Annotated in this window: 5 protein-coding genes; 3 read left to right on the forward strand and 2 right to left on the reverse strand. The window is 59.3% G+C overall.

The window, feature by feature from the left end; translation table 11 throughout:
• The 3 genes from ABX749_RS05940 to ABX749_RS05950 all read left to right on the forward strand — a co-directional run.
• Positions 1-3,000, forward strand: a 3,000-nt coding sequence (locus ABX749_RS05940; protein WP_372895168.1) for a PVC-type heme-binding CxxCH protein, incomplete at its 5' end; no start/stop codon positions are given.
• A 182-nt stretch (positions 3,001-3,182) separates the two neighbouring features.
• Positions 3,183-4,793 carry an arylsulfatase gene (locus ABX749_RS05945; protein WP_372895169.1) on the forward strand — a complete coding sequence of 537 codons (1,611 nt, stop codon included), beginning with the start codon at positions 3,183-3,185 and terminating at the stop codon, positions 4,791-4,793.
• A 163-nt stretch (positions 4,794-4,956) separates the two neighbouring features.
• Positions 4,957-8,436 carry a sulfatase-like hydrolase/transferase gene (locus tag ABX749_RS05950; protein ID WP_372895170.1) on the forward strand — a complete coding sequence of 1,160 codons (3,480 nt, stop codon included), beginning with the start codon at positions 4,957-4,959 and terminating at the stop codon, positions 8,434-8,436.
• Between the two features lie 240 nt (positions 8,437-8,676).
• On the opposite strand, the gene ABX749_RS05955 is transcribed toward ABX749_RS05950, so the two are convergent.
• Both ABX749_RS05955 and ABX749_RS05960 read right to left on the reverse strand, forming a co-directional pair.
• On the reverse strand, positions 8,677-10,128 hold the full coding sequence (locus ABX749_RS05955) for a DUF1501 domain-containing protein (RefSeq protein WP_372895171.1): 1,452 nt from the start codon (positions 10,126-10,128) through the stop codon (positions 8,677-8,679).
• A 37-nt stretch (positions 10,129-10,165) separates the two neighbouring features.
• The gene (locus ABX749_RS05960; protein ID WP_372895172.1) at positions 10,166-13,150 is read right to left on the reverse strand and encodes a DUF1549 and DUF1553 domain-containing protein; all 2,985 of its coding nucleotides are present in this window, start codon (positions 13,148-13,150) and stop codon (positions 10,166-10,168) included.
• Between the last annotated feature and the right edge of the window lie 374 nt (positions 13,151-13,524).

Raw genomic sequence — 13,524 nt, forward strand, 5'->3', positions numbered from 1 at the left:
CGACCGCTCAACACGTTCTACTACACCGGCGGACGCAGCAAGGCGTACGGCTATCTGGACTTTCTGCCGGCGATGCGAAATTTTGATTTGATGACCGCCAATCGTGACGCGAAGATCTGGGACCTCGCTGCCGGAAAGACTCGGTCGACCGAAATCGATGACAGCAACTTGCCCCCGATGCCGGAAACCAAACAAAGTCGCGGGGCGAATGTTTGGATGACTGCCGCCGACGAACAACAGGCGTTTCAGATGGACCCGCGATTTGAAGTCAACTTGTTCGCCGGTGAAGAACAATTCCCCGAGATCGCCAACCCGATCCAAATGCGTTGGGATTCCCGCGGTCGCCTATGGGTCAGTTGTTCGACGACGTACCCGCACGTCTATCCCGGCAAGGAACCCAACGACAAACTGGTCATCTTGGAAGACAGCGACGGGGACGGCCGGGCCGACAAGTCAACCGTTTTCGCCGATGATCTGCACGTGCCGCTGTCGTTCGAGTTCGGTGACGGCGGCGTCTATGTGTCCGAGCAACCCAACCTGAGTTTCTTAAAAGATACCGACGGCGATGACCGAGCCGACGTGCACGAAGTCGTGTTGACGGGTTTTGGAACCGAAGACTCACACCATTCGTTGCACGATTTCACCTGGACGCCCGACGGAGACCTGATTTTTCGCGAATCGATCTTTCATCATTCGCAAGTCGAGACGCCGTACGGACCAGTCCGACAACAGAACAGCGGCTGGTTTCGATTTCAGCCCCGGACGCAGCGACTGGTCGGATTCGGAAGCTACCACAGCACCAACCCCTGGGGCGTGACCTTCGACGACTGGGGGCAACACATGGCCAGTCACCCCGTCTACGCCGAAGCCTTTCATTCACTCGACCCGCCCTACCCCGCGCAACACCCCAAACCGACGGGGCTGCAAGCCTACTCGGGCGTGTGCGGTCACCACATGATCGACTTCCCGACGTTCCCTGCCGAATTGCAAGGCGGGTTCATCAAGGTCCGCTACAAACCGACCAACCGCGTCGAGATTCACAAATGGGTCGAAGGCGAATTCGGGTACAACGAGGAATACGTCGGAGACCTGTTGTTCAGCAAGAACCTGAGCTTCATCCCCGTCGACTTGCAATGGGGACCACGTGGCGCGCTGTATGTCTGCGACTGGTACAACCCGATCAAAGGCCACGCGCAGTATTCGCTCCGCGATCCACGCCGCGACCGAGATTCCGGACGGATCTGGAGGATCACCGCCAAGGGGATCCCGCTACAAGAACCTCCAACAATCGCGGACGCATCGGTCGGCGAGTTGCTGCAATTGCTCAAGCGACCCGAGTACCGCGTCCGCGATTGGGCCAAACGTGAGCTGCGTGAACGTGACCGCGACGAAGTGCTGCGCAAGCTCGACGACTTTCTCGTGAACCTTGATTCATCCGACCCGCGCTTTCGGCACCACCAGATCGAAGCGATTTGGACCTACCGAACGATCGGCTTGGTCGACCTGCCCGACAGCATCAACCCGCCGATCGGAAACGTTGCATCCCCACGTCCGTCACAGGTTCCAACAGGTTCGGGTGAACGGACCGATCACCTGCCCAGCCTTGCCCTCGCGACCGCCACACTGCGGCAATTGCTGTCCTGCGACGATTCGCATGCCCGCGCCGCGGCCACCAAACAGCTGCGTTATTGGCATCCCTACATGGACGACGCCATCGAACGGCTCAACCGCAGTGCCAACGACGCCAACGGCATCGTCCGCATGCAAGCCGTGATCGCGGCAACCTATGTCGGCACCCAAGCGGCATTGGAAGCGGTCCTGGATGTGTTCAACCACCCCCGCGACGGGCACCTGCAATACGCGATCACCTGCGCCCTGGGTTCCAGAACACTGCGCCCGCACTGGGAAAACGACGATCGCTGGGGCATCGCGCAGCGTCTCAGACAAGCTGCCAAGGACAGCACGATCAAAGAGCCCACACCGGGAGCCACCGACGCACAGTTCGATTCCCAGAAGAACGTCAACGTCGTCCACATTTCCGCCATCCCGGAAAAGATGTTGTTCTCTGTGACCCGCATCACGGCCACACCGGGACAGCCCGTCAAGATCGTGTTCACCAACCCCGATGCGACCGACCACAACCTGGTGATCGTTAAACCGGGGGCGCTGGCGGAAGTCGGGATGGCGGCCAACGAAATGGCCAAAGACCCGCGCAACGCCAAATCGGATTTCATCCCGCGTGAAAAGAGCGATCTGATTCTGCACGCCACCCCGATGATCGGACCGACCCGTTCGTCGTTGGTCGATGTGTTGCGATTTCACGCGCCGACCGAGCCGGGAATCTATCCCTATGTTTGCACCTTCCCAGGGCACTGGGTGGTGATGAACGGGGTGCTGGTCGTCGCCGAGGACGCCGCCAGTGCCGAGCGACTGTTGGCCGGCAGCAAGCCCAAGATCATCAAGCAATGGACGATGGATGACTTTGCCGACTTCGACAACGCGGCTCGCCTGGACGACCCCCAAGCTCGCTCGCGCGGGATGATGGCGTTCGTCAAAGCCAACTGCAATCAATGCCATGTCGTCGCTGGCCACGGTGTGGACCTGGGCCCCAAACTGGAAGAGTCCGTGAAGAAACTCAAGGGCGTCGAATTGCTGCGGCAAATCATCGAGCCCTCGTCCAAGATCCACGAAGACTATCAAACGTCACGGTTTCTGCTGACGGACGGACGCATCGTCACCGGCGTCGTCGCCAGCGAAGACGAGACGACGTTCCAGGTGGCCACTAATCTGCTCACGCCCAACTCGTTGACCGAAGTCCGCAAACGCGACGTCGAAATCCGCTCGGCGTCCAAGGTGTCACCGATGCCCGCAGGATTGCTGGACGTGTTGACCAAAGACGAAATCCTCGATCTGCACGCCTATGTCCAGTCCGGCGGCTACCGGTTGCCCGACCACATCGATCACCACCATCACCACGGAGCGGCGGAACCGACGAAGTGAGCCGATCCCGCTCTTATGATCCTGCGTCAAACTCTTTCATGATGTTCCAAACACATGGAATTTCGGGCCCTTGGCGTTCCGGACTGGTCTAACATGGAACGTCGATGATCCTGTCCTGGATGGCGTTCGCGGGTACGTTCTGCCATCGGTGCGTTCAATCAATTCCCTCCAACGACCGAACCATGCCACAAAGTCTTCGCCATCGCCGCTTGACGCACCTGTTCGTTCTCACGCTGCTCTGCTTCGTATCGGTGACCCAAGCCGAGCGACCGAACATCGTGGTCATCATGGTCGATGACATGGGGTTCTCGGATATTGGACCTTACGGAAGCGAGATTCCGACGCCGCACTTGGATGCGTTGGCCGCCGGAGGTGTTCGGTTTTCGCAGTTCTACAACACCGGTCGTTGTTGCCCCACGCGTGCGACGTTGCTGACCGGCCTGTACGCGCACGAAACCGGCGTGGGCTGGATGACCACCGACCAGGGAACGCCGGGCTATCGCGGTCATTTGAACGATCATTGCGTGACGATCGCCGAAGTCATGCGTGATGCCGGTTACTTCACCGCGATGACCGGCAAGTGGCACGTCGGCTTCAATCACGGTGTCACGCCCTGGGGACGTGGATTCGATCGCAGTTTAAACCTGCCCGCCGGCGGATTGCATTTCTCCAACCAGACCGGTTCCAAGGGCGGCACCAAGATGTTTCTCAACGGTGAAGAGATCGCCCGCGACGATCCTCAATTCAATCCGCCCTGGTACGGAAGCGATCTATGGACCGAGCAGGGACTTCGATTTGTCGATGAAGCGATTGCGGCGAAGAAGCCTTTTTTTTGGTACCTGGCCCATGTCGCACCACACTTCCCCTGCATGGCACCGGAAGCAACGATCGCCAAGTACCGAGGCAAGTACATGCAAGGCTGGGACAAGCTCCGTGAACAGCGTTACGCCCGCCAACTCGAATCCGGGTTGATCGAACAACAGTGGAAACTGGAACCCCGCCCCGAAGAAATCCCCGCCTGGGACTCACTGACACCGGCTGAACAAAAACGTTATGACGACATGATGGCGATCTACGCCGCCATGATCGAAGAAGTCGACAAGAACATCGGCAAGCTCGTCGATGCGCTCCGCGAACGATCACAATTGGACAACACGTTGATCCTGTTTTTATCCGACAACGGTGGCAACGCCGAAGCCGGCATCAAGGGCAGGTACAACGGAGATCATCCCGGCGACCCGCATTCGGACGTCTTCGTCGGCAAGTGCTGGGCACACTTAAACAATACACCGTTCCGCAAGTACAAACACTACAACCACGAAGGCGGCACGGCGTCGCCATTGATCGCCCACTGGCCCGCGCAGATCGATCCCCAACCCGGCGCGGACGGCTGGGTCGCCACGCCCACTCATCTGATCGACATCATGGCGACGTGCGTGGATCTGGGCGAAGCCAGCTACCCGACCGAGTTCAACGGCCAGGCGATCAAATCGATGCGGGGACAAAGCCTGAGACCCTTGCTGACCGGTGACGGCGCGTTCGCCAAACGGACGTTGTACTGGGAACATGAAGGCAACGCGGCGATCCGTGTCGGTGACCGCAAACTGGTTCGTGCCAGCATTCGCGGCCCTTGGGAACTGTTTGATCTGAAGTCGGATCGCACCGAGCAAACCGATCTGGCAGCGGAGTCCCCCGCGGAAGTCAAGACACTGGCCGCACAATGGCGCAAGTGGGCCCACGACGTCGGGGCGATGCCAAAGCCGGGCTCCAAAAAGAAGAGAAAGAAGAATTGAAAGACGACGCCCCCGAGAGCACCCGTCGCGATACGCGAGAAAATGGATCAATCCCAGCACGTGGCGTCAGCCAGTGGCGTGTGTCGTTGACACGTTGATCCCCCGACGCTCGCTGACACTTCCCGCTGGCATAGCTGAAAACCTTTCCCCCGGAGATTCCCCCGTGTTTTGCTGTTTGAAATCGGTGTCGTCGGCACTCGCCGCAGTTGCGATGATGCTCGTTTGTTCCTCGTCCTTGACGGCTCAATCCGACCCTGCGTCGCCCGATTGGTTGCCCGTCAAAGACGCGATGAGCAGTCGCTGGGCGAAACAGATCACACCGGACAACGTTTGGGCCCAGTACCCGCGTCCGCAAATGACACGTTCTCAGTGGACCAATCTGAACGGGTTGTGGGACTACGCCATCAGCAACAGCGACGCCGAACAACCGAACCAGTGGACGGGAAAGATCCTCGTCCCGTTCGCCATCGAATCGCCCTTGTCCGGTGTCGGCCGACGACTCAAGGCCGACGAAACACTCTGGTACCGAACCACCTTTGACCGGTCCGATGTCCTTCCCGGCGACCAGACCACTCCGTTTCGGGTTCACTTCGAAGCCGTCGACTATCGTTGCAACGTCTGGCTGAACGGTCGATCATTGGGCGAACACGTCGGCGGAAACCTGCCGTTTTCGTTCCTGGTGGAAGACGGCCTGCAAGACACACAAAATGAACTCATCGTCAAAGTCGTCGACGCAACCGATGCGGCGGGAACGTACCAATTGCGTGGCAAGCAAAAGGTCGAGAACCGCGGCATCTTCTACACGCCGGTTTCCGGCATCTGGCAAACCGTTTGGATCGAACCGGTCGCCGCGTCGCACATCGTCGACTTGAAAGTCACCGGCGATGCCGGTGGGAACGTGGTCGTGCAAGCCAACACGCGGGGCGATTCAAAATCGATTCGCGTTGTCGCAAAAGACAAGAAGAAACAGGTTGCGCAATCAACATCGGACAACGGCGAAGTTCAGCTCTCGATCGACGACGCCAAGCTCTGGTCGCCCGAATCGCCGTTTCTGTACGACTTGCAGATCGATCTGCTCGACGACGCGGGACGAGTGATCGAATCGGTCGGATCCTACGTCGGTCTGCGAACGGTGGGGAAACAACGTGACGCCAACGGCGACCTGCGTCTGACGCTCAACGGCGAAGAGATCTTCCATTGGGGTCCCCTCGATCAAGGCTGGTGGCCGGGCGGATTGCTGACGCCCCCGTCCGACGAAGCCATTCGATTCGAAATCGATTTTTTGCAACGGGCCGGTTTCAACATGATCCGCAAGCACATCAAGGTCGAGCCGCGGCGGTACTACTACCACTGCGATCGGGCCGGCATGCTCGTCTGGCAGGACCAGGTCGAAGGCGGTGCGGGATTCGAATCGGGTGAATGGCCGAAGTGGCAACGTTTGGATCGGAATCACGAAAAAGCGAACTTGCCCCGATCGTGGAAATCCGGCGACCCGCTCGACGCGACCTGGCCCGACTGGGCTCACCAGCAATTCATGACCGAACTGAAGGGGATGGTCGATCACCTTTACAATCATCCGTCCATCGTGACTTGGGTGCCCTTCAACGAGCGATGGGGTCAACATCGAACGATGGAAGTCGGCCAATGGATCGTCGACTACGATCCGACGCGACACATCAACATCGCCAGCGGAGGCAATTTCTTCGCCGTCGGTGACATGGCCGACGAGCATGTTTATCCGCACCCGAACTTCCCCGTCGACGACGACCGCTATGACGACTTCGTGAAAATCGTGGGCGAATTCGGCGGCCACGGTTGGCCGGTTGCCGGTCATTTGTGGCGCAAGAGCGATCGCAATTGGGGCTACGGCGGGCTGCCGAAAACCAAACAGGAATACATCGAACGCTACAAAGAATCGATCCGCCGTCTGGCCGACCTCAAACAGCGCGGCGTCGCCGGTGCCGTCTATACCCAAACGACCGACGTCGAAGGCGAGATCAACGGATTGATGACCTACGACCGCGAAGTCGTCAAGATCGCCGCGGGACACTTGAAACAAATCGCCGTCGACGCCGGATTGATCTCCGGCGGAAACCGGCTGACCAAGACGCGGCCGAACATCATCATCGTCCTCGTCGACGACATGGGATACTCCGACCTCGGCTGCTACGGCGGCGAAATCGACACCCCCAACATCGACGCACTGGCCGACGGCGGATTGCGGTTCACCCAGTTCTACAACCAAGGCCGATGCTGTCCGACGCGGGCGAGCTTGATCACGGGGCTGCAACCACACCAAGTCGGCATCGGGCACATGACCGCACCTCCCGGACAACCGCTCGGCTTTGAAGGACCCTACCAAGGCTATCTCAACGACAACTGCACGACACTGGCCGAAGTGCTGAAATCGGCCGACTACACCACGCTGATGACCGGCAAGTGGCATCTGGGGGCCGATCGCAAAGAATGCTGGCCGCTGCAACGAGGTTTCGACAAGTATTACGGATGCATCAGCGGTGCGATCAACTACTTCAAACCCGGCGGCGATCGTGGATTGACCGAAGGCAACGAAGCGATCGAGGTTCCCGAAGGTTTCTACGCCACCGATACCTTTACCGACAAAGCCATCGAATACATCGACGGCGCCACCGAGTCCGGCGACGCACCGTTTTTTCTCTACCTGGCCTACAACGCACCCCACTGGCCGCTGAACGCCAAATGGGACGACTACCAAAAGTACCGCGGCAAATACAAAGACGGTTGGCGTGCGATGATGAAGGCGCGAAACGAGCGTCAACGCGAACTCGGCCTGCTTCGACAAGACACCACGCCCGCCGAACATCCCGGCCCGGCGTGGGACAGCCTGGATGAAAAACAACGCGACCGCTTGGATGCCGTCATGGCGGCCTACGCCGGCTGCGTCGATTCGATTGATCAAAACATCGGCAAACTGGTCGGGCACCTCAAAGCGATCGACCAATTGGACAACACCGTGATCTTCTTGCTCAGCGACAACGGCGCCTGTCAAGAAGGCGGCAACTTTGGCGTCGGCGACGAAGCCATGGTCAAGAATCCGCCGCTGGAAACGACCGCGGGTGTTCGCATCGGATTGCACTGGGCCGGGGCCTGCAATACGCCCTATCGAAAGTACAAACACTACGTGCACGAAGGCGGTGCCTGTACACCGATGATCGCCCATTGGCCGGCAGGTATCGCGGAGAAGGACCGCGGAACGCTGATGCACCGACGAGCCTACTTGCAGGACTTCATGACCACGGTGATCGATCTGGCCGGTGGCTCCTATCCCCAGGAGATCCCGCAGTGCGAAGGTCAGTCGCTGGCGCCACTGCTGGCCGGTACACGTCAAGACATCCACTTCGACCCAATGTTCTGGGAACACGAAGGCAACGCGGCGGTCCGCATGGGCAAATGGAAACTCGTCCGCGAATACGAAAAACCGTGGGAACTGTATGACTTCTCCACAGACCGCAATGAACTCAATGACCTGTCAATGCAAAAGCCGGTGCTCCGCAAGGACATGATCCAAATGTGGGAAACCTGGGCCACGGAAACCGGGGTGGCATTTCCCAAACGCTTCAACATGTACCAGTTTCTCAATCAGCAGAAAAAGGCGCAGGAGTAGCACCGTTTTGCCTCTGGGGCCTGCCCATCGTCAAACGGAGGAATTAATTGCTTTACAGCGTCACCGATGAGACCACCGATAGCAGCGCAGCCCCACGGTTTACTGGCACCCTTTCATCCGTGGGTTCGCCCTGCCATCGGTGGGCATTTTTTTCGATGGTCAGCCCGGAAAATTGCAGCCGCATCAAAGAAGTGGGATAGGCTTCCAGCCTGTCGATCCCGACGCGCTCGCCGTCCACGTTCAACCGCCCACCACGTCGCGCAGCACGTGCCCGTGGACATCGGTCAGACGTCGATCGATTCCGTTGTGCCGGACCGTCAGCTGTTTGTGATCTATGCCCAGCAAATGCAACATCGTGGCGTTGATGTCGTAAACCGTCGTCGCATTCTCACGGTCTCGGGGACGAAAGCCCCACTGGTCACTTTCCCCAAACGTCCCCGGCACGACGCCGCCGCCGCACATCCAATTGGTGAACACGAAGGGATTGTGGTCACGGCCTTCGCTGCCTTGAGAACACGGCATCCGCCCGAACTCGGTGGTCCACAAAATCAACGTGTCGTCCAACATCCCCCGCTGCGCCAGGTCTTTGATCAACGCCGCTGCTCCCCGCGACATCCCCAGTGCCAACGGGCCATGATCGCGCGCGACGTTCTCGTGGCTGTCCCAGTTTCGGCGTGGAAATCCGTTGTCGTTGCCGCTCCAAATCTGCACGAATCGAACTCCGCGTTCGAGCAATCGCCGCGCGACGAGGCACTTGCGACCAAAGAACTCGGTTTCGGCTTTCGGGTTGATCTCCGTGTCATCGACGTGGGAACCTTCGTCGACGATTCCGTACAGATCGCGGATGTATTGCGGTTCGGAGGCCAGGTCGAGCGCGTCGGTGGCCGAAAGCTGCATCGCAGCGGCCAATTCGTAGGAACGGACGCGGGCGTCCAATCGGTCGTCACTCGGTCGTCGCGCCGCATAGGCGGCGTTGAGTTGTTTCAGTGCCTGCAACCCCGCCCGGTCGCTCTCGGGCGTGATAAAGTCGCTGTCCGGTGGAAACAAATCCGTAATCGGTGTCTTGCCGCTGGGCCGCAGCACCGTTCCTTGATGGCTGGCCGACAGGAACGCGTTGCCCCAGTTTTTGGCGCCGTTGGACGCGAACCCGCGATGATCGGGCAACACGACGAAGGTCGGTAGATTCTCGTTTTCGCTGCCCAAGCCATAGGACACCCACGAGCCCGCGCTGGGGAATCCCGGCAAGTTAAATCCCGTGGTCTGCAGCAGCGTGCCCTGGCTGTGCACGCCGGTTTTGCCGACCAGATTGTGAATGAACGCGATCTCGTCGACGACGTCACCGAGCGGCGCGACGATTTCGCTGAGCTGCTTGCCGCTTTGGCCGTACGGTTTGAATTTCCAAGGACTGGCAAAGCAATCACCGGGCTGGCTTTGAAACAGCTCGACGGTTTCACCGGGATCCCATGGCTCGCCGTTGCGTTTTTCCAAGACCGGTTTGTAGTCAAACGTGTCCACGTGGCTGGCCGCACCTGCCATGAACAACTGCACGACCCGTTTGGCCTTGGGCGGATGATGCAGCACTACATCGGCCGTCGCGTCCTCGCGATGCAGCATGTCCGCCAGTGCGATCCCGGCCAGCCCACCCAGCCCCTGACGGAGGAGGGATCGGCGATGCATGGTCGCAGCGTTCATGGTCGGTCCGTTTTTGTGGTGGTGCATGGGGAAACCATCAATCCAGATACATCATCGCACTCGCATTGAGAACGACTCGGCAAAGTGTCTCTGGTCCATGTTCGGCAATTAGTGTCGCCAGTGGTTCACGTTCGATTTCATTTGCGTCCCGGCCCCAGGCCAGCCGACATGCCAGTCGGACGGCTTCGTCGTCCGTCGTCGTTTCGGCGGACAACCGATCGGCAAAACGCTTCGCCATCGCTTCGATCAGCCGATTGTTCCACTGGGCGAGTGCCTGCAGCGCGGTGGTCGATTCATCCCGGCGGGCGATGCTGATCGACGGATCGGCGCAATCGAGGGTCGTCAACATCGGCTGCGGTTGGGACCGCACCACGAACCGATAGATCGTGCGACGATGGGATGCGGGGTCGTTCGGATCGTGGAGATCGTATTCATAGTGGGGCGAGTGCTGTGGTCGCTCGATGACAAAATCTTGAAAGCTCGGCCCACCCCGATCTCCCGTGCGAAGCGTGCCGCTGACGGCCAGCACCGAATCGCGAAACTCTTCGGCCGTCAGACGACGCCGATTGAACCGCCACAACCCATCGTTGCTCGCATCGATCGTCAAATTCGTTCGCGTGATGTCCTCAAAATCATCGGCAAACGAGGCGCGCCGGTAGGCGTTCGTGCAGACCAACTCGCGAACGATTGACTTGATCGATTGGTCGGGGTCATCACGCAGGCGGGCGGCCAACAGATCCAATAGTTCCGGGTGCGTCGGCAACATTCCCATCCGACCGAAATCATTTGGTGTGCCGACCAATGGTTTGCCAAACGTCCATTGCCAGATCCGATTCGCGATCGAACGCCAGATCAAGGGATTGTCACGTCGTGTGACATAGCGTGCCAGCGCGACGCGTGCCTCCGCTTCATCGTAATCCTCGCGATCGACAAACCGTGACGGACCACCGGGCCATAATTCCGGAGCCCCCGGAAGCATTCGAGCCCCGGGTGCTTGTAAATCACCCCGATTGAGAAAGTGGATCGCCCGCACCGATCCGTTGGTTGGCAGAAACTTGCCCTGTTTCGGAAACTCCGTCGCCACGGCGTAGACGAACTGCCCAGCAGGAATCGCTTTTAGTTCTTGTTCGATCTCCGCCAGACGTCTGGTCCATTGCTCGATTTGGCGTTGGTATTCGGGCGTGGTTGCCGCGGCAACGATCGCGCGGCGTTGCTCACGTAGTTGTTTCCACTGCTTGGCCTCGGCTTCATCGAGTGAAAGTCGATGGTACCGTTGATCGACCAAAAACCGGGGTGACCAGCGCGCGTTGGGCGGAATCGAGTCCGACGCGTGGACTTCGGCTCCGACCGCGACGTTGGTGCCGTCGCCCGGTGAAAGCACGCGTAATTCGCCCAGAGCCAAAATAAAATCGTTGCGTCGCTCGGCGAGCTTGGTCGCCGTCACACGGACGATTCGCACCGCCTGGCCCCCGACGTCGAGGTTGACCGGAGTCGCTTCGGGGTTCGTAAAGTCGTCGGCAGTCTGGTCAACGATCGTGACGGAATTTTGATCGGTCAGTGTCGCTTCCGCGGTCACGTCGACTTTGAATCGAACCGGAAATCCGAACCCGGCGCCGATGTTGTTGAAATCATCGAAGCAAGCGATCAGCTCGATTCGATCGATCGGCTTGGCCGTTCCCAAATCCACTTCGACCCATTTGACGACGTCGGCGCGTGCGGCGATTTGGCTGTGAAACCCGTGTTGCGGCGGAGGCGTGAATTGATTCGCCTTTTGCGTCAACGCATCCAGTCGTGGGTCGATCGCGGCAGCTTGTTTTGCCACCTTCTGCTCAAATGTCTTTTTCGCCTCATCACGCTGGCGAGTGGTGTCGTCGCGTTCTTGTTGCAACGCACGCTTGTGTCGCTGCTGCTCGGCCGTCAGCCCCGCATAGACTCGATTCGCGCGGTCGATCCCGGCGAACACGGCATGGACGCGGTAGTAGTCTTCGCTTTCGATCGGATCAAACTTGTGATTGTGACATTGCGCGCACTGGATCGTCGTGCTTTGAAACACGTTGAACACGGCCGCGGCCATCTCGTCACGGTCAAGATGCTTGGCGATTCGGCCATCCAACTTGCCTTCGCCGACTTCCACGTGTGCAATCAAATCCCAAGGGCCTGCAGACAAAAATCCGGTGGCCACGATCCCTTCGGACGTGTCATCGGCCAACACGTCGCCGGCGATCTGCTCTCGAGCAAACTGTCCAAACGGCTTGTCCGAATTAAAACTGTTGATGACGTAATCACGGTAGGGCCACGCGTTGTTTCGCGGTTGGTCTTTGTCATAACCATGCGTTTCGGCGTAGCGTGCGATGTCCAGCCAATGTTGCCCCCACTTTTCCCCAAACTCGGGCGCCGCCAGCAAGCGGTCGACCAGATCCCGCCAGGCTTTCGCCGGATCGTCGCGAGACTGCGCGACAAAGGCATCGACCTGCTGGGGCGTCGGAGGTAACCCGCTTAGGTCATAGGTGACCCGCCGGATCAGGGTAACAGGATCCGCCGGTGGCAAGGGAGTCAGTTTTTGTTGGGCCAGTTTCGCGTCGAGCCGTTCATCGACGATCGTTCGCAGCGCTCCTTCGATGTCGGAACCAATCGGCTCGAGCGACCACCACTTTCGGTCGGCGATTTCCGGGGCTTGGATCTGAACGTTTGCGGGCAACACCGCCCCGGCATCGATCCAGCTTCGAATCGCTGTGATCTCTTCGGCCGACAGGGGATCGGAATCCTTCGGCATCTCCGCCCGCCCGTTGCTCGGCGAGATCAACTCGACGATGTGGCTGGATCCCGCGTCGGCAACCTCGATGTATCCGTCGTCGATCAACCGTTGCGGATCGACCATCGACAGTCCGCCACCGGTCTTTTGATCGTTGTGACAACTCAGACAACGGCGAGCCAAGACGGGGGCGACCGAGTCGAGAAATGCCTCGTCTGCTGCGGCCGGTGGACCCGCGGGAATCGCGAAAAGACACGCCAGCAGAGGCATCAATATGGGGCGCATGGCATCAACGTGGGCGGGAAGCGATCGGAGCGCGGCCCTGTATTGTAACAGCAACCGACGGGCATGCCGTGAAGGATTCTTTCGCGGTAGAACGCGAGCCCAAGGTCGCAAAGTCAAGCGTCGTTTCCTTGGGGTGGGGCCCGTAGGCTCGCGCCAAACGGCTGATCATCGATTGAGATCAGCCCCGTAGGTCACGCTGTGCGTGACCTACGGCATGCACAGCATGCCCTACGCAGCTGCTAACTGCTAACTCTCCGGTTGCGTCATGATCTGATCGCGGTACTGCAGCGGTGCGGAATCGATGTGTCGGCCCGACAGATGGGCGACGATCTTGTCGACGTGGTCGTGGCAGTTTTCTA

The organism is Stieleria sp. (assembly GCF_041595215.1).
GTDB lineage: Bacteria > Planctomycetota > Planctomycetia > Pirellulales > Pirellulaceae > Stieleria > Stieleria magnilauensis.